This is a genomic window from Mycobacterium shigaense, from assembly GCF_002356315.1.
GTDB classification, from domain to species: domain Bacteria; phylum Actinomycetota; class Actinomycetes; order Mycobacteriales; family Mycobacteriaceae; genus Mycobacterium; species Mycobacterium shigaense.
In genome coordinates this window covers 1,663,311-1,685,920 of sequence record NZ_AP018164.1, presented here as the reverse complement: position 1 = coordinate 1,685,920, position 22,610 = coordinate 1,663,311, and the positions used below count along the sequence as shown (strand labels likewise).

The following is a 22,610-nucleotide window of genomic DNA, read 5'->3' as shown; positions in this document are numbered from 1 at the left end:
CGCCTCACGATCGAAGCCCTGCGTTGCGCGGCTGCGGGAGACAGGGGTCGGCGCATGCGCGATGATCGACTCCGAGCGCGCAGGAAGCGGGGTCTTGTGACAAGCAAGGTGCTGGCAGCAGTCGGGCACGCGCTGGCGCTGGCCGGCTCGATGACGTGGGAAATCCTGTGGGCGCTGATCCTCGGGTTCGCCCTGTCGGCGGTCGTGCAGGCGGTGGTCCACCGCTCCACGGTGGTAGCGCTGCTCGGCGACGACCGGCCGCGCAGCCTGGCGGTGGCGGCCGGGCTGGGCGCGGCGTCGTCGTCCTGCTCGTATGCGGCCGTGGCCCTGGCCCGGTCGCTGTTCCGCAAGGGTGCCAACTTCACCGCCGCGATGGCGTTCGAAATCGGCTCCACCAACCTGGTCGTCGAGTTAGGCATCATCTTGGCCCTGCTGATGGGCTGGCAGTTCACCGCGGCCGAGTTCATCGGTGGCCCGCTGATGATCGTCGTGCTGGCGATCCTGTTCCGTCTGTTCGTGCGGCCCCGCCTGGTCGACGCGGCGCGCGAACAGGCCGAGCTGGGCATCGCCGGCTCGATGGAAGGCCACGCCGCGATGGAGATGTCCATCCAGCGCGAGGGGTCGTTTTGGCGCCGGCTGTTCTCCGGTGCCGGGTTCACCTCGGTCTCGCACGTGTTCGTCATGGAATGGCTGGCCATCCTGCGGGACCTGGTGCTGGGCCTGTTGATCGCCGGCGCCATCGCGGCGTGGGTGCCCGAAACGTTCTGGCGAAGCTTCTTCTTGGCCGATCACCCTGGCCTGTCGGCGGTGTGGGGGCCCATCGTGGGACCCGTCGTGGCGATCGCGTCCTTCGTCTGCTCGATCGGCAACGTGCCGCTGGCGGCGGTGCTGTGGAACGGCGGGATCAGTTTCGGCGGCGTGATCGCCTTCATCTACGCGGACCTGCTGATCGTGCCGATCCTGAATATCTACCGCAAGTACTACGGCACCCGGATGATGCTGATCCTGCTCGGAACCTTCTACACGGCGATGGTCGCCGCCGGCTACCTCGTCGAATTGCTCTTCGGCACAGCCAAACTCATTCCCACCCACCGCAACGCCACGGTCATGGAAGCGACGTTCTCGTGGAACTACACCAGCTGGCTCAACGTCGCTTTCCTGGCCGTCGCGGCGCTGCTGGTGGCCCGGTTCGTCACCTCCGGCGGAATGCCGATGGTGCGGATGATGGGCGGCTCACCCGAGGCGACGGACGACCACCACCACCATCACTGACGGCCGGTGCCGGTGTCGGCGGTGTGGCGCTGGGTTGATCTGGCCGCCGCCCAGTCGTCGCCGATCATGTCCCGCCAGTTCGCGGCGAGTCCGTCCAGCGCATCCTCGATGCAAGCCCAGACCGACTCGAGCGGCGTCGCATCCGGTGGCACGCGAGCGTTGATCCGTTGCTCCACGGCAACATTGGGCTCGTGCGGCGCATCGCTGAACGGGGCAAGCGCGTTGATGGCGTCGATGACGCGGTGTCGACGCTGGGCATAAGCCCACCCGGCCAACTCGTCCGGCATGATCGGCCGCCCGAAGATGTAGTCCTGCGCGGCATGGCGATACGGGACCTCGAGCTTTCGATCCAGCGTCTCGATCGGCAACCCTCCCGCGAAGTACACCGGCACGATGGGCACCGACGCCTCGACCGCCATATCCAGCAGCGTGGAGGTGAGCCGCTCGACGCGCTGCCCGGAGTGCACAGCGCGCGTGCCGTCGGCGTGCACCAGCGTCGAGACCCCGCGGTCGGCGACGTCGGACTTGATTTCGTCCATCAGGCGCAGGAACTGCTGCGGGTGCTGTTGGTCGAAGTACCGGATGGCGCCGAGCTGCCGGCCGGCCTCTATGTCCAGCAGCTGCAAAAGCTGTCCAATCCAGCGGTTTTCGTGCTTGGCGTTAGCGATCGGCATGACCCGCGTGCCGGTCGCCCACGACGCGATCGTCGTGCCCAACAGCGACTCGACCTGCACCTGATGGTTGCCCAGCAGCAATACCGGGCGGCCGCGAATCGCCGACATCGCGGCGGGATCCGTGACGATCACGTGCCTGACGTAACGCGACAGCAGAGCCCAGTGCAGCAGGTCGCCGAATCCGTCCCGCGGCAACCCCAGCAGGTCGGCCCACCACCGGCGTACGGGTTGCCAGTCCGTCTGCAGCGACGCGCTGGCGCGGCACCGGCCCGGACGCGCGTCGACCTCGACGGTGACCCGTTCCAGGGGCAACACCGGGCAGTTCGGCAACCCGTTGACGAACTGAACCTGCGACGGGTGGATCGCGCCATGGGCTGCGTCGGCGACGGCTTCCTTGGTCGCGATGTCGGCGAGCAGCGAATCCCCTTGACTGTCGGTCCGGTACACCGCTTGCAGAGTGCCCCGAAACCAGTCCAGCGTCGCCGCGCGGGCGGAATCGAGCGCGACCACGCCGTGGTCCAGCCGTTCGCTCAACGACATCGCGGGCACCGCGCGGCGCTGTCCCAGGAACGCCAGCCGCCGCGGGCCGCCGGCCTCGGCCAGGGGGCCCTTGGGCAGCAGAATCTCGACGAGGCGAAGGTATGCCCACGGCTTGCCCGCGACGCTGAGCCACAGGTCGATGATCGGCATCCGGCCGTCGGCGTCGTCGAACCCGACGAACCGCGTTTCCACGTCGACCGTTCCCTGCACCGGCGTGGCACCGTAGAACCGGGCACACTCCACACACCGCGGGAACGCGACCGTCGGGTCAGGGGCCTCGGCATACGACGCGACATCTGTGCCGTCCGTGGTCCATACGCTCATCGCTGCGTGCGGAACGACGTGCAGCGCACCGTCGAGCAGTCCCGGCTGCAGCCGACCCGCGGGAACAGTGCACCGCTGCACGTCCAGCGTCCCGGACGAGCCGTTGCGGCCGATGCGCGCGCCGTCGATGAGGCTGGCGAACGCCGGTCCGTGGAAGACCGCGCCGTCGTACGGCGTGGCAAAGGGCACCGCATCGCGCAGCGGGGCCGGGGCTACCGGTGCACCGGCGTACTGGTCCGCGGTGACGATCGTGGCGGTCGCGTGGGTCTCCCAGCGGGACAGCACCGGATTCGGCGCGTCGCGCCACGCCTCCAGTCGGCCCGCGAAGCGTCCCGGCCCGGCCGGTTCCACCGCCACCCGCAGCCGCTTGGGCGAATCGACGACGACCCAGCCGACGACCCTGAGGTCGGTGACTTCCACCACTTTCGCCGGGCCGCAGGCCGCGCCGGCCGCCTCGGCGAACAGGTCCAGGATCGACATCATCGGCAGCGACGGAATGACGTAGGTCGGGCAATGGTCGGTGATCCAGGTGTCGCGCGCCGGGTCGATGACCGTCTCCACCGTGGTGGCGGCCGGGGTCTCGACAGGCGTGCCGGACGAGCCGGCGCGGACCGCGAATCGGCCGTCCGGTGCGTCCCGGGTGATCCGCATGCCGAGGTTGCTCGCGCTGTAGATCCGCTTCCCGTCAACCCACAGCGAGGCCTCGGCGACGGCCAGGATGCCATCGTCTGCACGGCCGATGCGGGTGATCTCCACCTGCGACGTGATCTGCTTGTTGGTTGGGATGATCTGCCCGCGGTATCGCCACGTGATCGCGTCGCGCTGGGCCACCGGCTCGAAGCGCGCCGACGGCCCGGCCTCCTTGCCGAGGCCGAGGTCGAGCATCGCGAATTGCAGGAGCTGGAGCAGCATTTCGATGCCCAGTGATCCCGGCTGCACCGGGTCCTGGCAGAAGTGGGCCTTGAAGAACCACTCCGCGGGGTCGACGTCCTTGACCGCGCGCCAGCGCCCCAGCCCGGCGGCACCGTCGGTGGGCCAGCGGCCGGTGACGCGGTCGATCATCAACAGCATCGGCTCCGCCAGCCGCGGTCCCGGACCGAAAAATCCCCGCGGGCGCTCCCGCAACTCGACGACCGGTGCGTCGCAGGCGAGTTCGACCAAAGACCGCTGCTCGTCGCTGACCGGGAGCCCGACCTGGTTCTGCAGCGCCTCGCTGCGGAAGTAGCCGAACACCGTGTCGAAGCTGTAGACGAGTCCGGCGTGCGCGTGGATCTCACCGACGAAGCTGACGATGATGGTCCCGGCCGCCTTGGCGATGCTGGTCAGCGAGATCTTGGTGCGCAACGTCCCGATCGACGGCGTGATCTCCAGATGCTGGGTGCCGTTGCCGTCAAGGTTGCGGAAATACAGGTCCACCTCACTGTCCAGCGGGCAGCCGACATAGCTGGCCAGCCAGCCGCACGGCTGCAACGCGACCTCCATGAGCACCGCGTTGGGCATCGTCGGCGCCCCATTCGCGGCGAAATACCAAGCGTCGCTGGGTACATCGTACTCGACGACGGCTTCCGCACCGAACTTGACGACGCCGATGTCGCCGACCAGCTCGGTGACCCGGGACATGAAGTGGTACGGCGGCCCCGGCAGCCGGGCCACCTTGCGGTGGGAGTCGAACTTTTCGAAGAGCGGGCCGAAAGCCATGGAGGGCTTGGCCGTAGCGCTGGCGAGCATCGCCTGGTAGTCGAAGGCGAAGCCGTCCGCCGCGGCGACGGCCTTGGGTTCGACATACTCCTCGAGCTCCTTGGCGCCCATGTCCATCGGCCAGCCGGGAGAGAGCCGCAGGCCCATCCGGCGACAGTGGAAGGCCGGCAGGCCGTCGACGGTGCACAGCAGGTCGGCGAACAGCGTGGGTTCGGGCCCAGCGATGACCTCGCGCACGAACACCTCGTAGACCAGCTCGCGGGACTGGGGTGTGACCTGACCGCGGCAGACAAGTTTGTAGGTCTCGAAGGGCACGGGTTCGAAGCGCCACCCGTCGCATCCGATCGTCATGCCCAGGGCGGTCATGTAGATCGCCATCGTCTGCATCGTCGCCTCGTACATCAGCGTCCCGGGCATGCAGGGATCGTTCTTGAAATGACCTCCGAAATACCACTTTTCGGGGTTGATGTGTTCGACGGCACGCAGGTAGCCCCGCCCCCACGGGCCGCCGGTCAGGTCCAGCTGCGTCACCTCGTCGACGAACAGCATGTCGCCGCCCGCGATGCTGGGCGTGCGGGTGTGGCTGGCCGCGCGCTCGAAGCCGGCGCCGAACGTGTGCCAGATGTCCCCCGCCGCCACGGCCTCCAGATCGGCGCGCCGCAGCGACGTGCGCGCCGTCTGCGCCGGCGTCGGTTCCATTGGGCCGTCGACGGTTTCGTCCTCGGGCCGCCAGAGGATGCCGCCCGAGGCCGCCAGCTCCTGGTCGGAGAAGAAGCCGGCCTGACCGTTGCGCATCGACATCCGCTCCACGCCGTCGATCGTGCAGTCATAGTGGAAGAAGAACATCCTGATGTCGCCCTGGCGGGCGTGGCCGTCGACGTGGATGTCGAACCGCAGGGTGTCGCCGATCTCGGGCAGGCCACCCAGGTAGGTCACCTCGCAACCCAGCAGCCGATACACCCGCTCGCTCTTGTTGAGGAAGTCCGCACCCATCCAGGAGATGAGCATGAGGTCGGCCTGCCCCGCTTCGATCATGATGCCGGCCGGCATTCGGCCCTGGTGCAGCCACCAGGCGTCGGCGGTGACATCGGTTTCCGTCCACAGGGTTCCGGTGCCGAACTTGGCAGGCTCGGCGTCGATGCCCAGCAGGCGATCCGCCAGCAGCAGCGGGGGTTCGGGCATCCGCACCTGGCGGAGGTAGTCGTCTTGCACGGCGAACGCCGGACCGTAGATCTCGGAGATCTTTCCCGACGCGTGCACCCGCAGGCCGTCCTTGTCCAGCGTCAGCCCGACCGGTGCGCGTTTGACCGTGGGCGCCGGCACTTCCTTGCCGGCCGGCCGGGTCGGCTGGATCGCCCGGCTGGCGCCTTTCGGAAACGGTTTGTCGACGTCGTTGTGCACCGAGGGTTCCAGCGCCGTGGTGGCCGTCGGGACGGGCATGCCGTCGATCTGGACATCCGGCAGCGCGACGGCGCGCTGCGCGCTCGCCTCGGCGGCGGTCGCGACGGCGATCTCCGAGTCGAGGTCGTACACCATCGCCAGCGGCTCCGGCGGCGTCTGCGCGATCAGCGCTTCGCCCAGCGGCACCCGCGTCAATGCCTCCGCGGCCCTGGGCAGAGGCGGCGGAAGCGGGACGTATGTTGCCATGAGCTGCTCCAGGTGATGCGTGGTGAGATGTTCTGCGGTAACGGGATTCAGTGCTGTGCGAGACGCGGCGGCGACGCGGGCCGGCAGCCGTACCTCGGGCAGGTGGGCCGGGAAGGACAGCTGCGTGGGCTTCCCGGTGCGCGGCCGGGCGGCGGGCGGAAACTGGCCGCCGCGCGCGCCGGCGTCGCGGTGTCCGGGCGGCGGCGGCAGCAACACGATCTGCTGTTCCTGGCCGGCGATGCCGGCGAGCGCCACGACAACCGCCCGCTCGTCGGTTGCCCACGCCGTACCGTCGGGCCATACGCCCAGGAAACCGTAGAGCACGCCGGCGGCGACGTGCAGCAATCCCGACGCCGCATGGGCATGGCCGAGCAGCGGCGAGAGGTTCAATGCACCCGGTGCGGTGCCCAGGTGGAGGCACTCGCCCCGCGGTTGTTGGTTTGCGGGCAGCGTGGCCAGGATCGTGTCGTGGTCGCGGCGCGCGTCATCGGCGCGTTTGAGGACGACGACGACCGCGGCGTCGCCGGGCACCTGCTCGCCCGGACCCAGCAGCACGCGGACAGCCGCCTCGTGGACCGATTCGCAGCTGAGATCCACGGCGCCGACCACCGCGGCATCCACCTCGCCCCGCCGCAACGCGCGCGCGGCCAGCTCCAGGGCGGTGGTGCCGGACAGTTCCTCCCGCGACACCGTGAAACTTGGCCCACGCAAGTCGAATTGGCTGTTCAACCGGTTGGCCACGATGTTTGGCATGGCACCCACCACGCCGGCGGCGGTCCACCCTTGCACGACCTCGTCCCGCGCCGCCGCCAGGTCGTCGGGGTCGTCGATCTCGTCGGCCAGCCGCCACCGGACGCCGAACCGGGTCACCTCGGCGTCGCAGCCCATCCCCACGACGACGCTCGTCGTGTCGGGCGGCAGGCCCTTGATGACTTCGTCGATATTGAGGGCGGCGCCGAGCAGGGCGAGTTGCTGCGGTTGAGTCTGCTTGAGATCCGCAGGGGGAAAACGTGTTCGCGTGAGGTCGAGGGACACCTCGGACATGCGCGCCCTGAGCCGTCCGCCGTCGTCGCAAGGTATCGACTGGCCGGTCATCAGATGATCGGCGACCGAGGCGGTTTCGTGCCCGTCGCCCACCAGCAGGCTCAGGCCCACGATGGCGATGTCATGCTCGGATGGCGGCCCGGTCACCGGCCAGCTCACCCGGGCGTGCCGCTTTTCGGCGGGCTCGATCCATTCCTCGAGCAGCAGGTGCGCATTGTTGCCGCCGAAGCCGAAGTTGTTGATCGCCGCGCGGCGCGGCCCGACGCACACCCACGGTTCGGCCGCTTCGAGCAGCCGGAACGGCGAGCCGGCGATGAACGGCAGCGGATCGTCGACGTGCAGCGTCGGCGGCCGCACACCCGCTCGCATCGCCGCGAGCACCTTGATGGCGCCCGCGGCACCCGACGCGGTGATCGAGTGCCCCAGATTGGATTTCAGCGATCCGATGGGCACATTGGCCATGCCGGCGAAGATGCGTGCCATGCTCATCAGCTCGGTCAGGTCGCCGCGTGACGTGCCCGTGGCATGGCACTCGACGAGCGAGATGTCCTGCGGCTCAAGGTCGGCCATTTGATAAGCCGCCTGCATCGCGCGTTCCTGACCGTCCTGCGACGGCACCAGCAGACCCCGGCCCCGGCCGTCGTTGGAAAGGCCGATTCCCCGGATCACGCCCAGGATGGTCTGACCGGCGGCGATCGCGTCGTCGAGCCTGCGAAGGATCAGAATCGCCGCACCTTCGGCGGGCACCAGTCCGTCGGCGCCCTGATGGAAGGGGCGCGACCGGCCGGTGCGGCTCAGCGCCTGCAACGCGCTGAAGCCGACGTGGAGAAGCAAATCGCTGGCGCCGTTGACTCCGCCCGCCAGCATCACGTCCGCGGTGCCGTCGTGCAACCGGTCGCAGGCCAGCTTGATCGCGTAGATGGAGGACGCGCATGCGGCGTCGAGGGCCGCCGCTCCTGCGGTCAGCCCCAGCGCGTTGGCGATCAGGTGGGCCGGCAGCCCGGACATGAAGCGATTTCGCCAATCGATCCCGTGTCCGGTTCCGCGCCAGAACTTTTCGGCGAGGTCGGTCATCGACTTGGTCGGGTAGCTCAGATTGCCGAGGACAACCCCGGCCGAGCCGGGAATCGCGCCTGCGGTCCAGCCGGCGCTTGCGAGAGCCTGCCGCGCCGCCTCGATGGCCCACAGGTACAGCGGATCGAGGCCGTCGAGGTCGGCAGCGCCGAGCAGCAGGCCGCGGCCGTCGAACACGTCCTCGAAGCCGCGCACGTACCCTCCGCGGTCCGACCAGGTGTGGTCCAGGTAGGACCCGTCGCGCTGATCGCGCAAGACCCGCGTAGGGGACACGCCCCAGTAGTCCGGCCGCGGTGAGCCGAGGACGTCGCGGCCCTCGCACACCGTCGTCCACAACTCGTCGGGGTTGAGGCCGCCCGGAAGTACGCAGCCCTGGCCGACGATGGCAATGGGCTCAAACTTCAAGACGACTCCGCGGCATATCGGATCAGCTGCCGTAGGGGTACAACTCGAGCCGCTTGAGGCTGGCAACCACGCGATTGTCGGCGTCGACGAGGTCGAGATCGCAGCTGGCCCTGCTGCTCTTGGCATCGCCATTGGAAAGCACGCAGCGCAGGCTGCCGTCGAGCGCACCGGCCCGATACCGGACGACCTCGCCCACCCGCAACGGCAATACCTTGCGGCCCAACTGCTCGAAGCTCCACACCAACGCCACCTGCAGGCAGCCGTCCAGAGCCGCGGCGTCCGTCGCCCAGTCGTCGCCCGGCCACCCGGCGGTCGTCAGACCGTGCAGCGCCGCCGTCGCACTGGTGGCCTGGCAGTCCACGTTCTCGACGACCTGGAAGGCGGGCCCGTGGAAAAGGGCACCGTTGGTGTAGCAGGTCTCGCGGCTCAGCTGGCGGACGCCGCGCGGGGAAACCGCGAGCGTCGGTGCAACCGTTGCGCCCCAACTCATTTCGATGGTCGCGGAGTAGTAGGCCACCGATCCCTCGCGATCGGACAGCGTGCAGGTCAGCCGGTCCGGGTGGTCTTCCACCGGCGCGCAGCGCACCAGCAGGAGCTCGCCGTGTTGGTCGAAGTCCTGCAATGTCACGCCGCGCAGCACCTTGAGGTCGAGCAGCCGGTCCACGTGATACCCGGGCCGGCAGGCCTCCGCCAGTCGCACGAACCACTCGCACGCCTGCACAACGGGGAGTACGACGTTGCCCTGGACGCGGTGGTCGGTCAGATAGGGCTGGCGTGTCACATGGGCCGCCACGCAAGCGACCCGGCCCTCCGGGGGCAGCGGATGCGTTGGCAGGCCCGCCAATACACCGTCGCCCAGGGTCACCTCGGGACCGTCCGTCGCGGCGTCGAGCACGTCCGAGACGAAGGCCCGCGCGCCGTCCGCGAGCGGTATCAACGAGATACCCCGGGACTCGAACATCGTCTTGAGCGCAGGCGTCACCATGCCGGAATCCCATGGCCCCCAACCCAATGCCCGGACCAGGCAGCCCGGACCGCGCCGGGCCTGCTCGGCCAGGGCCACCTTGTTGAGGATCTCGTTGGCCATGGCGTAGTCGCTCTGACCGACGTTGCCGCTGCGTGCGGCCACCGAGGAGAACAGGCAGACGATCTTCAGCGCGTCGGCGGCCGTGGCGTCCAGCAGCGCACCCAGGCCGCCGACCTTTGTCTCGAAGACGCGGTCGAATCCGTCGAGGGTCTTCTTGTGCAGGGGCGCGTCGGCCAGCACGCCGGCACCGTGCACCAGCCCCGTGATCGGGCCGAAATCGGCTCGCACGCCGTCGAGAAGGGCGCTGAGCTGCGCCGCGTCGCGCACGTCGGCCGCGGCGTAACGGACCCGCGAGCCGGCGGCTTCGAGCTCGGCGAGGGTCGCACGCACCTCGCGGTCGGCCAGGATCCGCTGGACCTGCTGCTCCAGCTGACGGGGCGTGAGCTTCTGGCCGTCGGCCGCCGCGCTCGCGAGCAGGGCGCGCTTGAGCTCGGCAGCGGTCGCCAGTCCGCGCGCCGCCGCGGGTTCGTGGGCGAGTTCCGTCCGTCCGAGCAGGACGAAAGTGGCCTGGGTCTCCCGCGCCAGGGCGATCACCGACGCCGCGGTGACGCCGCGCGCCCCACCGGACACCACGATGACGTCGCGGTTGTCGATGCGGCGTATGTGCGCGCTCGGTCGGCTCGGGCCCGCGACGACAGTGACGCGGCCGTGCGTGCTGCCCAGGCCGACTTCCAGTTCCGCCCCGCCCGCCAACAGTTCCTGGGCGAGTTGTTCGGCGACGGCGGTGGGCGAATACTGTTGCGTTGCAATGTCGATCGCCTTGACCTGTGCCTTCGGCCACTCTTGGGCGGCCGTCTTGGCAAGCGCACCGATACCGCCGGCCCAGGCGCGCGGGCCGGGCTCGGCGAGCAGCCCGAAGGTGCCGCCGGTGTCCTGGACGGTGACGAAGACGCCCCCGCGCTCCTCGAATTTCGCGGCGATGCGTTGGGCGTCGGCGAACGCCACCCGATTGACGGCCAGCGTCTCGTCCCGCCCGGCCGTTGGCCGCAAGCCACCGAGGTGGATCACTGCGTCGGCGTCGGCGCTGGGTTCGGCCACGACGGACGCCGGAAGGCCGTACGTGCGCAGGGTCGCGGCCAGGGCATCGGCGACGGCGGCGTCCTCGGCCGCGACGATCTGCACGTCGGCGCCACCGTAGAGGCCCGGCATTCCCATCCCGCTGGCCGGAGCAGCCACCGCGTGCACCGCGTAGCGGGCGATCGCTGCTCCGGCTAACTCAAAAGGGAGGCGACCACCTGCCGGGCTGCCGTTGGGTGGCGACGCGGTAAGTGGTGGCGATCCGTTTGGGGGTGGCGCAGCGAGCAAGCTCTGCAGGTACTCCACGATCTCCTGCAGCGTGACCAGCGCACCCATCGTCGCCGTATCCACCTCCGGCAACGCCGGAATCCGCTCCTGAACCGCCGACAAAATCTCGACCCGCTTGATCGAATCGATCCCCAGATCGGCCTCCAACGCCATCGACAGATCCAGCATCTCCACCGGATAACCCGTCTTATCAGCCACCACCGCCAACATCTGCGACACCAACTCCGCAGACCCCACCGAAACGACAGCCGGCACGACCGGCACCGGCTTCACCGCGACCCCATTCGAAACCGCTTGTACCACACCGTTGCTGGGCGCGTGCGCGACACCGCTGGACGTCACCGGAGCCAACAAGCCCTGCAGGTAGCCCACGATCTCCTGCAGCGTGACCAGCGCACCCATCGTCGCCGTATCCACCTCCGGCAACGCCGGAATCCGCTCCTGAACCGCCGACAAAATCTCGACCCGCTTGATCGAATCGATCCCCAGATCGGCCTCCAACGCCATCGACAGATCCAGCATCTCCACCGGATAACCCGTCTTATCAGCCACCACCGCCAACATCTGCGACACCAACTCCGCAGACCCCACCGAAACGACAGCCGGCACGACCGGCACCGGCTTCACCGCGACCCCATTCGAAACCGCTTGTACCACACCGTTGCTGGGCGCGTGCGCGACACCGCTGGACGTCACCGGAGCCAACAAGCCCTGCAGGTAGCCCACGATCTCCTGCAGCGTGACCAGCGCACCCATCGTCGCCGTATCCACCTCCGGCAACGCCGGAATCCGCTCCTGAACCGCCGACAAAATCTCGACCCGCTTGATCGAATCGATCCCCAGATCGGCCTCCAACGCCATCGACAGATCCAGCATCTCCACCGGATAACCCGTCTTATCAGCCACCACCGCCAACATCTGCGACACCAACTCCGCAGACCCCACCGAAACGACAGCCGGCACGACCGGCACCGGCGGCTGCGGAACCGGGGCTACCGCAACACCATTCGCCGCTGTCGGCGCGAGCGGCGCCGGCGGAACGGGCAGCGCCGACCTGCCGTTGGTAGCGGCTGGAGCAACCCGCGGAGCCGGCAGCACCGAGGTGCCATCGGATACCGCCGCAGGCGCGGCGGGTGGTGCGGTGACCGGGCTCTGGGTCACCAGGCCCTGTAAGACCCCTTGCAGCTGACCGATAGATTCCTGCAAAGCCCCCACAGCGGCAAGGATCGCCGTTACGGCGTCGGCGTTGAGGCCGGGCGCGGGCGCCGCGACCGGCCGAACAGCGCCGTTACTCACGGCGGCGGCTGCGGCAGGAGCCACCGCGTGCGCACCGTTGCCGTTGCGGGCGGCCGGAACCGGTGCGGGAGGCAGCACGATCGGGGGCGCCGAAGGTGCGCCCGCGGATGCCGACCCGTTGACGTGGGCAGCAGGTGTAATTGACTCGGATGGCGCCAATTTGGACTCCGATTCGGTCCTGTGTGGGTTGGTGTGGCCACTGTGGTCGGGAGATAAGACTTTCTGGGCCGGCCGCCGCACAGGTTCGTCGTTGATCTGCGGCCGTCCGTAGTTGGATCCGTTGATCTTCAGGGTCAGCTTGGGCTGCTCGCGCTTCCGGGGGTCATCGCTGGGCCGGTAATCGGCCCAGAGGCCGGCGAAATTCATCGGCACGCCGGCGGCCGCAAGTTGCGCGATCCCGATCCACAGCGACCGGATGCCGTTGCGGCCCTTGGCGTCCAGTGATACCGCGGAATGCTCTTGGCCGGCAAGGCATTTGCCGACCAGACTGGTCAGCACGCCGCCGGGACCGACCTCGACGAAGGTGCGCGCACCAGCCTGCCACATCGCCTGAATCTGCTCGGCGAACCGCACCGGCTGAGCGATCTGGTTGGCGAGTGTGGTCCGCATTGCCCGAGCATCGGCGGCGTACGGCTGAGCCGTCGCGTTGGCGTACACGGGTACCTCGGGCGTGCCGAACGGAACATTCGCCAGGAATGAGTCGAACGGAACGGCCGCCGAGCTCACGATCTCGGAGTGGAACGCGGTAGCGACATCGAGGCGGCGCGCTTTCATGCCCACCGCGTTGAACCGCTGTGCCGCATCGTCTATCGACGCGCTGTCGCCGGACAGCACCACCTGGTCGGGGGCGTTGTGGTTCGCGATGACGACCGACAGGCCCCACTCGTCGATCTGCTTGCGGACCTGCTCGGCCGACGCCGCAACCGCACACATGGCCCCGTCGCTACTGGCCGCGGCCTGGGCCATCAGCACTCCCCGGGCCCGCGCGATCCGCAGCGCGACCTCTTCGCTGAAAACACCGGCGGCGCAGAGCGCGCTGACCTCGCCGAAGCTGTGCCCGCCGACGGCCACCGGGGCGATGCCCAGCGAGCGAATCACGGACAACAGGCTCAGGCTGTGCGCGCCGATGCCGGGCTGTGCCCACTCGGTCTTCGTCAACTCGGCGGCCTGCCGCGCCCGCTCCTCGTCGGTGAAGGCCGTCTTCGGCCACACCACTTGATGCAGGTCGCGGTCGGCGTTCAAATGCTCGGCGCGTGCAAGTTCCCACGGCGCCAAAGCCGCGTCATAGAGCTGCGGAATGTCCGCGCCCATGCCGACGTACTGGCTACCCTGCCCCGGGAACAACAGCGCGACCGGCCCGGCCTTGCGCGCCGAGTAGAAGTAACCCTTCGGCGAACTGAAAGACGGCGCCAAATCCGGTGTTTCGAGCTTCGCTGCGGCTTCGTCGAGCATCGTGCGCAACGTCGCGACACTGTCGGCGACGACGGCGAGGCGGTGCGGCTGCGCGGCGTCGTACGCCGATTGCGTGCTGCGCGCGACGTAGCTGAGCATGTCGTCGCTGTCGACCAGCGAGGCCGACAGGCGGGCGGCTTCCCCGGCGAGCGCCGCAGCCGACGGCGCCCCGAGCACGACCAGTTCCGAATCCCAGGACCGATACCGCCAGGCCCGCTTCCCGCTACCCGTGTACTCCTCGACGGTGACGTGGAAGTTGGTGCCACCGAAGCCGAACGAGCTCACGGACGCCCGCCTCGGGACTCCGTGGTCGGGCAGCCACGGCTTGGTGCGCGTCGAGAGATAGAACGGCGATTTCTCGATCTCGAGACCCGGGTTGGGTTGATCGATCTTGATGGTCGGCGGCAGCAGCTTGTGGTGCAGCGCCATCACGGTCTTGAACAGGCCGCATGCCCCCGCGGCCCCCTTGGTGTGGCCGACCTGGGACTTGACGGAGCCCAGCGCGCACCACTGCCGGTCGGCACGCCCTGATGCGTCGAAGACCTCGCGCAGCGCGGTGAACTCGGCGACGTCACCCGCCTTGGTGCCGGTGCCGTGCGCTTCCACGAGCCCCACCGTCTCGGGGCCGTAGCCGGCCGCCGCGTAGGCGCGACGCAGGGCTTTGGCCTGGCCCGTCGGACTCGGCGCGTAGATGCTCTTCGCGCGGCCGTCCGACGAGGTACCGATGCCGCGAATCACGGCGTAAATCCGATCGCCGTCGCGTTCGGCGTCGTCGAGTCGCTTGAGCGCGAGCATGGACAACCCCTCGCCCAGCATGGTGCCGTCCGACTGATCGGAGAAGGGGCGGCAATCGCCGCTCGGCGACAGAGCGGTGACCTTGGCAAAGCACATGAACATGAAGATGTCGTTGAAGGCATCGACCCCGCCGGCGATCACCATGTCCGATTCGCCGAGATACAGCTCGTGCAGTCCGACCTCGAGGGCGGCCAACGAACTCGCACACGCCGCGTCGATGACGCAGTTCGTCCCGCCGAGATCGAAGCGGTTGGCGATTCGCCCGGCGATGACGTTGCCGAGCAGCCCCGGGAAGGTGTTCTCCTGCCACGGCGTGTAGTTGGACGCCACCCGCTCGCTGAATGCCTCCAGCTCGGGTTCGGAAAGACCCGCGGCGCGCAGCCCGCGCTCCCAGACCGGACGATGCAGGCGGCCACTTATATAAGTAATCAATTCGGTGCCACCGGATGCGCCCAGCACGACGCTGATGCGCTCCCGATCAAGGTGGGAAAAGTCGCCGTCGGCGGCGTCCTCTAATACTTGCTGGGCGACTCTGAGCGCGAGTAGCTGGGCCGTATCGGTCGCGGGCAGAACATTCGGTGGAATTCCGAAATCCATGGGCGAGAAATCGACGTCCGGCAGAAATCCGCCGCGGCTGGCGTAGACCTTGTCCGGCGTCCGGGGAGAAGGGTCGTAGAAGTCGTCAATACGCCAGTGCGACTCGGGAACATCGGAGAACAGGTCCACGCCCTCGACGATGTTGCGCCAGAAACGGGTGGCTTCCGGAGATCCCGGGAACAACGCGCTCACTCCGACAACCGCGACAGGAGGATGCTTGGATTCCATGAATCTCCTTTGCACGGTTTAGCAGGTCAACATCGTTTGTTGACCTGCGTCGTATAAAGGCTGACCATCGAGGATTCTGGCATCGTTGACAGCCGAGGCAGCTCCAGCGCTCGCCTGGACGCTATCAGAACGACGACTACTGTACTGACGAATTGTCAATACCGATAGATTGACTCTCAGGCGATCGTTGACCTGCCGGTTTCCCGCCCAGGCGCGGGCGTTCGCGACGTGATTCCGGCCCTTTGGACGCACCGAGTCGTCGCCCGGAACGCGATGCCGCGCGCCCGTTCGGTGGCATTCTGCCGACGGCCCCGACGGGTTCTCTCGATAAGCTTTTTCAACATCCGGTTTTGGAAAACCAATTCCGAAATCCGTGAGGCGATTTATAACAATGCGCAATGCGCCCCGCGGAAAGGCGGCGGGCGAAAGCAAAGACCATTGACGGCTTGGCGGCCGCTACAGGGACAACGGGCGCGGAAGGTAGCCAAACGCGGTCGCCGGGACCGGTATCCCGCACTTGCGCGCCTGCTGCGCCCGGCTGATTTGAGTGGCGCCTTCGAGCAGGTTGAGCGCGACCTGGACGGCGTTGCGGTTCTCGCACTCCTCCAGGTAGCTACCGGCCACCCAGCTGTTGAAAGCTCCCATGGATGGACCGCACCAGATCTGGTAGTCCAGCACGCGGTCGGCGTCGCCGTCGATCGCCCACCGGCTCGACTTACCGAGGTACCAGCGGAACATCAGCCCCATCTGATACTTCGGGTCCCGCGTCGCGAGCTCGAGCACCGCCGGGTCGCGCTGCGCCCAGTACTGCTCCGTCTCCGACCAGACGTCGTCGACGGTTTTGCCGAGGATCTTCTCCAGTTCGGGCCCGTGTTGCTCCGCGACCGCGGCCACGCTCGGGTTGCGGGAGTACCACTCGTAGAGCTTCCTCGCGCGCGGTCCGAACATGGACCCACGCTTGAGTACCTGCAGGTTGACGCCCATCTCGAACATGTCGGAGGCCGGCGCCATCATCACATCGGCCACCCCGGCCTTGGCGAGCATCGCGCGTGCCTGCGGCGACAGCCCCGACTCGACGCACGACTGGTTGACCGAGCCGGTCAGCACGTACGCGGCCCCCATCGCGAACGCGCCGGCGACGGACTGGGGCGTGCCGAGTCCACCGGCGGCACCCACGCGCACCCGAAAATCCCGGCGGTGCTGCTGCGCCAGCTGGTCGCGCAGCATCACGATTTCCGAGAAAAGGGCTGGCAGGGGCCGGTTGTCGGTGTGCCCGCCGCTGTCGGCCTCGACCGTGATGTCCTCGGCGACCGGTACGTGCCGCGCGAGCTCGGCTTCCCGGGCCGTCAGCTTGCCGGCGGCCACGAGCGCCGACACCAGCGCGTCAGGCGCCGGTTCCATGAACATGCGGGCCACTTCGGGGCGTGACACCTTCGCCATCACATGGTGCGCGCGGACGATGGCGCCGCTCGGATCCGTCGACAAGCCCGACAGGGCGTAATGCACCACCGCGGGCGTCAGCTTCATGAACGCCGACGCCTCGACGATCCGGACATCCCGCTCGATGAACAGCTCGGCGACGCGCCCCTCGAGGGCGGCTTCGTTCGGGGAGTGAATCAGGTTCGCGCCCCAGGCAAGGCCGGTCCGGCCCGCCAACCGCGTCTGGATCTCGGCCAGTCCCCGCTCCACGCCAGCATACGAGAGGCCGCCGGCGCCGAAAAAGCCAAGCATCCCCGCCTCGGCGATCGCCACCACCAGCTCCGGAGTGGCAATACCGTTCGCCATGGCCCCCGTGACGTAGGGGAAGCGCAGTCCGTGGGCCTCGCAGAACTCGCGATCGCCCAACCATTCCGGGTAGATCGGGGGCAGGGTTCCCACCAACGAAATATCGGATTCGCCGGCGCTGACCAACTCGCCGCCCATCGTCAATCCCAATTGGCCCGTCGCCTCTTCGCGCACCACGTGAACCGGGTGCCGCACATATTGCAGAAGGTGAGCAATGTCTTGCGAAGCGAATGCCGGGGGCACAGTCGTCCGGCGCCACCCACCCAGAACGGAGCCCGCCTCAGCGCGTTGTCCCAATAGGGCGGTAGGTCGCTCGTTCACTGCCAATTCCCCTCAAACGTCAGTGCTGACGGGTATTGCCCAGAAGGCCCGATACCTATAACTCACGAAATCCAACCGATTTTGTCATGAACAGGCAGCACGCGCGCCAAAACGTGATTACCGGTTTCGCGCATTCGGAGGGGAATCATGCCAGCCGCCATCGCCATCATCGAATGCATATTCGGAGGAGCGGGCCCCGAGGTGCTAGCGCTGGACACCCGGCTACCCGGGTCGCGGCACTGCTGGCCGAGGGCCGGACCCATTGGCACCTGGCGCCGGCTGGTCGCGACGGCGGCGTGCCCGCATCGCGCAGGTGCGGCTGCACAACCGGCGCCAGGCGGCGTGCAACGAGGGGATCGCCGCGCCCAAATTCCGAAACCATATGTGCGACAAGCTGTTCATCTTCAAGGGCATACCGAGCACCAGCCCGCTGTGCACCTGGGTCAACGAACCTCGGGAGCCCGAGGCGTTACCCGCCGATTGGGTCTACGACGAGTCGTCCGTCGGCGCCCGGCCCGACAACCCGCCGTTCTAGAACTCAGCGCCCAAGCTTCTCGCGCAGTCGGCGATTGACGGATTCGGGCAGCAGCTTGGAGACGTCGCCGCCCAGGGTCGCAACTTCCTTGGCCAACGACGACGAGACGAACGAGTATCGCGGGTCGGTCGCCACGAAGAAGGTGTCGACATTGGCGATGTGCTTGTTCATCTGCGCCATCTGCAGCTCATATTCGAAGTCGGTGTCGGTGCGCAGCCCCTTGACGATGGCCGTCAGTCCGCGCGACGTGACGAAATCCACCACCAGGCCCTGGCCGGCCTCCACTCGCACGTTCGGCAGGTGTTCGGTCGCCTCCTCGATCATCGCGATCCGCTCGTCGAGGTCGAACATGCCCTTCTTGGCGGGATTGGCCAGGATCGCCACCACCACCTGATCGAACTGGCCCGCGGCGCGCTCGAAAACATCGATGTGGCCCAACGTCACCGGGTCAAACGATCCCGGGCAAACCGCGCCGCTCATAAGCGATCAAGGTAGCAGGGCGCCTCAACCAAATTCGGCCAGCTCCAGACGGGTGTCGCCGTAAACGCGCTCGGGCCACGCGGCCCAGCCCTCCGGCCAGTGCAACGACGCGCCGCCGGCCGCGCGCTCCAGCACGGCGACGGCGCCCTCGCGCACCCAACCATGCGCGGCCAAGGCCGCCACCACGGCCTCGAGTTCGGCGGTGTCGACCTCGTAGGGCGGATCGGCCAGCACCAGGTCGACCGGGGCCGTGGCCCCGCCCGCGAGCACGGCGGCCACCGTTCCCCGGCGCAGCGCCGCACCGGGCAGGCCAACGGTCTCGATGTTGCGCGTGATGACGGCGCCGGCGCGCTGATCGGACTCCACGAACAACGCGGATGCCGCGCCCCGTGACAGCGCCTCCAGCCCCAGCGCCCCCGAACCCGCATAGAGGTCCAACACCGCCAGGCCGTCCAGATCCAGCCGCGCGGTGACGATGTTGAACAGCGCCTCGCGCACCCGATCGGTGGTCGGCCGGGTCCCGCGCTGCGGGACCGCGATGCGCCGCCCTCCGGCGACGCCGCCGATGATTCTGGTCAATCGGCGTCGCTCTCCCCCGCAAGCGGGAGGTGCCCCCACCTCATCGCTCGGCCCTGCCTCGTCGCGGTCGCGTCAGCGGAGCACCACCAGCAGGTCGCCGCCCTCCACCTGCGCGGTGCTCGACACCGCGACCCGCTCCACGGTGGCCTCTTTGGGCGCGGTGATGGGAGCTTCCATCTTCATCGCCTCGATGGTGGCAATGGTCTGGCCGGCGCTCACCCGATCACCCTCGGCGATCCCGACGGTGACCACGCCGGCGAACGGCGCGGCGACGTGGTCGGTATTGCCGCGCTCGGCCTTCTCGGCGGTCGGCACCGAGCTGGCAATGCTGCGGTCGCGCACCAGCACCGGCCGCAGCTGGCCGTTGATGATGCACATCACCGTTCGCATGCCGCGCTCGTCCGGCTCGGAGATGGCCTCCAGGCCGATCAGCAGATCGACCCCGCGCTCCAGCTCCACGCTGTGCTCTTCGCCTTGACGCAGACCGTAGAAGAACTGGTTGGCCGACAGATGCGAGGTGTCGCCGTAGATCTCCCGATGCTCCTCGAATTCCTTTGTCGGGCCGGGGAATAGCAACCGGTTGAGAGTGGCCTGACGCTTGATGCCGTTCAGCGCCAACGCGGCCTCGTCCTCGCCGGAAAGTTGCTGCACCGGCCTGGCCGGGCCGCGGCCCTGCAGTGCGGCGGTGCGCAGCGGTTCGGGCCAACCGCCGACCGGGTCACCCAGCTCGCCGCGCAAAAAGCCGAGCACCGACTCGGGGATGTCCAACCGCGAGGGCTCGGCGGCGAACTCGTCGGCGCTGACCCCCGCACCCACCAACGCCAGCGCCAGGTCGCCGACGACCTTCGACGACGGGGTGACCTTGATCAGCCGGCCCAGCACGCGGTCAGCCCCGGCGTAGGCCTCCTCGATCTCTTCAAATCGATCGCCCAGCCCCAGCGCGATCGCCTGCTGCCGTAGATTCGACAATTGGCCGCCCGGGATTTCGTGGTGATAGACCCGCCCGGTCGGCCCGGGCAGCCCGGATTCGAAGGGCGCGTATACCTTTCGCAGCGCCTCCCAATACGGCTCCAGTGCGCAGACCGCCGGCAACGACAGCCCCGTGTCGTATTGGGTATGCGCGGCGGCTGCGACGATCGAGCTCAGCGCGGGCTGGCTGGTGGTTCCGGCCAACGGCGCGGACGCACCGTCGACGACGTCGGCCCCGGCCTGCCAGGCGGCGACGTAGCTGGCCAGCTGGCCGCCCGGGGTGTCATGCGTGTGCACGTGCACGGGCAAGTCGAACCGGCTGCGCAGCGCGGAGACCAGCCGTTGCGCGGCGGGCGGCAGCAGCAGCCCGGCCATGTCCTTGATGGCCAGCACGTGCGCCCCGGCATCCACGATCTGCTCGGCCAGCTTCAGGTAGTAGTCCAGGGTGTAGAGGTGCTCGCCGGGATTGGACAGATCACCGGTGTAGCACATCGCGACTTCGGCTATGGCAGAACCGGTTTCGCGCACCGCATCGATCGCCGGACGCATCGACTCCAGATTGTTGAGCGCGTCGAAGATGCGGAAGATGTCGATCCCGGTGGCGGTCGCCTCCTCCACAAACGCCGACGTCACCAGCTCGGGGTACGGCGTGTAGCCCACGGTGTTACGCCCCCGCAACAGCATCTGCAGGCAGATGTTGGGCATCGCCTCGCGCAGCGTGGCCAGCCGCTCCCAGGGATCTTCCTTCAAAAACCGCAGCGCCACATCATAAGTCGCGCCACCCCAGCATTCCACCGAAAGCAGCTGCGGCATCGTCCGGGCCAGATACGGTGCCACCCGGTTCAATCCGCTGGTACGCACTCGCGTCGCCAGCAGCGACTGGTGGGCGTCCCGGAACGTCGTGTCGGTGACCCCGACCGCCGGCGACTCGCGCAGCCAACGCGCAAAGCCCTCCGGCCCCAGCTCGACCAGGCGCTGCTTGGATCCGGCCGGCGGCTGGGCCTCCAGATCGATTTCGGGCAGCTTGTCCTGCGGATACACCGTCGAGATACGTGGGCCTTGCGGCTGATTGACGGTGACATCGGCCAGATAGGTGAGGATCTTGGTGCCGCGGTCGGCCGACTCGCGCGCCGTCAGCAGCCGCGGACGCTCGTCAATGAACGAGGTGGTGACGCGGCCGTCCTTGAAGTCCGGATCGTCCAGAACCGCTTGCAGGAAGGGAATATTCGTCGACACCCCGCGGATGCGGAACTCGGCGATCGCCCGGCGCGCCCGGCGCACCGCGGTGTGGAAGTCGCGGCCCCGGCAGGTGAGCTTGACCAGCATGGAGTCGAAGTGCGCGCTGATCTCCGCGCCGAGATTGGTGCTGCCGTCCAGGCGGATGCCGGCGCCGCCGGGGCTGCGGTACGCGCTGATGCGCCCGGTGTCTGGACGGAAGCCGTTGGCCGGATCCTCGGTGGTGATTCGGCACTGCAGTGCGGCGCCGTGCGGGTGAATGTCCTGCTGCCGCAAGCCCAGATCGTCCAGCGTCTCACCCGCAGCGATGCGCAGCTGACTGGAGACCAGGTCGACGTCGGTGATCTCCTCGGTGACGGTGTGCTCCACCTGGATCCGCGGATTCATCTCGATGAAGACGTAGTGCCCAGCCTCGTCGAGCAGGAACTCGACCGTGCCGGCGCAGCTGTAGCCGATGTGCCGGGCGAACGCGACGGCGTCGGCGCAGATCTTGTCCCGCAGCTCGGGAGCGAGGTTCGGCGCGGGTGCCAATTCGATGACCTTCTGGTGACGACGCTGCACGCTGCAGTCGCGCTCGTAGAGGTGAATCACGTTGCCGGCGTTGTCGGCCAGGATCTGTACCTCGATATGGCGGGGTTTGACCACCGCCTGCTCGAGATACACCGTCGGGTCGCCGAACGCCGACTCGGCCTCGCGGCTGGCCGCCTCGATCGCCTCGGGCAGCGCGTCGATGTCGTTGACATACCGCATGCCTCGCCCGCCGCCGCCCGCAACCGCCTTGACGAACAACGGGAACCGCAAGTCGGCTTCTCCGGATTCGGCGGCCGACACCAACTCGTCGACCGACGACGACGGAGCCGAGGAGCTCAGCACCGGCAATCCGGCGGCCCGGGCCGCCTCGATCGCGTGGGACTTGTTTCCAGTCAGCTCAAGGACTTCGGCGCTCGGACCGACGAAGGTGATGCCGGCGGCCGCGCACGCCGCGGCCAGGTCGGGGTTCTCCGACAGGAAACCGTAACCCGGGTAGATCGCGTCGGCGCCCGCCTGCAGGGCGGTCTCGACGATCTCGTCGCCGGACAGGTAGGCGCGCACCGGGTGACCGACCTCGCCGATCTGGTAGGACTCGTCGGCCTTCAGGCGATGCTGCGAGTTGCGGTCCTCGTAGGCGTACACGGCGACCGTGCCGACACCGAGCTCGTAGGCCGCGCGAAACGCGCGGATAGCGATCTCGCCCCTATTGGCCACCAGCACTTTGGAGATCATTGTT

Annotated in this window: 8 protein-coding genes; 2 read left to right on the top strand and 6 right to left on the bottom strand. The window is 68.2% G+C overall.

From position 1 onward, the window contains the following. The first annotated feature begins 54 nt into the window (after positions 1-54). Positions 55-1,272 (top strand): permease, encoded by a 1,218-nt coding sequence (locus tag MSG_RS08000; protein ID WP_096438587.1) that lies wholly within the window; start codon positions 55-57, stop codon positions 1,270-1,272. On the opposite strand, the gene MSG_RS07995 is transcribed toward MSG_RS08000, so the two are convergent. The 3 genes from MSG_RS07995 to MSG_RS07985 form a co-directional block, all read right to left on the bottom strand. Continuing rightward, positions 1,266-8,678, bottom strand: a complete 7,413-nt coding sequence (locus tag MSG_RS07995; protein WP_170063146.1) for a beta-ketoacyl synthase N-terminal-like domain-containing protein — start codon at positions 8,676-8,678, stop codon at positions 1,266-1,268. The two genes, MSG_RS08000 and MSG_RS07995, sit on opposite strands and share 7 nt — an antisense overlap. 22 nt (positions 8,679-8,700) lie before the next feature. Then, positions 8,701-15,438: a type I polyketide synthase gene (locus tag MSG_RS25840; RefSeq protein WP_096438583.1), complete on the bottom strand. Its 6,738-nt coding sequence runs from the start codon at positions 15,436-15,438 to the stop codon at positions 8,701-8,703. A 456-nt stretch (positions 15,439-15,894) separates the two neighbouring features. Beyond that, the gene (locus MSG_RS07985) at positions 15,895-17,418 is read right to left on the bottom strand and encodes a PfaD family polyunsaturated fatty acid/polyketide biosynthesis protein (protein WP_197705017.1); all 1,524 of its coding nucleotides are present in this window, start codon (positions 17,416-17,418) and stop codon (positions 15,895-15,897) included. Between the two features lie 388 nt (positions 17,419-17,806). Between MSG_RS07985 and MSG_RS07980 the strand changes: the two genes are divergently transcribed. Further along, positions 17,807-18,079 (top strand): hypothetical protein, encoded by a 273-nt coding sequence (locus MSG_RS07980; protein WP_142404465.1) that lies wholly within the window; start codon positions 17,807-17,809, stop codon positions 18,077-18,079. A gap of 3 nt (positions 18,080-18,082) precedes the next feature. Here the strand turns inward: MSG_RS07980 and coaD are convergent, their stop codons facing one another. The 3 genes from coaD to MSG_RS07965 all read right to left on the bottom strand — a co-directional run bounded on the left by coaD (position 18,083) and on the right by MSG_RS07965 (position 22,606). Then, positions 18,083-18,559 (bottom strand): pantetheine-phosphate adenylyltransferase, encoded by a 477-nt coding sequence (gene coaD, locus MSG_RS07975; protein WP_096438579.1) that lies wholly within the window; start codon positions 18,557-18,559, stop codon positions 18,083-18,085. Between the two features lie 24 nt (positions 18,560-18,583). Next, on the bottom strand, positions 18,584-19,138 hold the full coding sequence (gene rsmD / locus MSG_RS07970) for a 16S rRNA (guanine(966)-N(2))-methyltransferase RsmD (protein WP_096438577.1): 555 nt from the start codon (positions 19,136-19,138) through the stop codon (positions 18,584-18,586). A gap of 72 nt (positions 19,139-19,210) precedes the next feature. Then, positions 19,211-22,606: a pyruvate carboxylase gene (locus MSG_RS07965; RefSeq protein WP_096438575.1), complete on the bottom strand. Its 3,396-nt coding sequence runs from the start codon at positions 22,604-22,606 to the stop codon at positions 19,211-19,213. Positions 22,607-22,610: the final 4 nt, after the last annotated feature.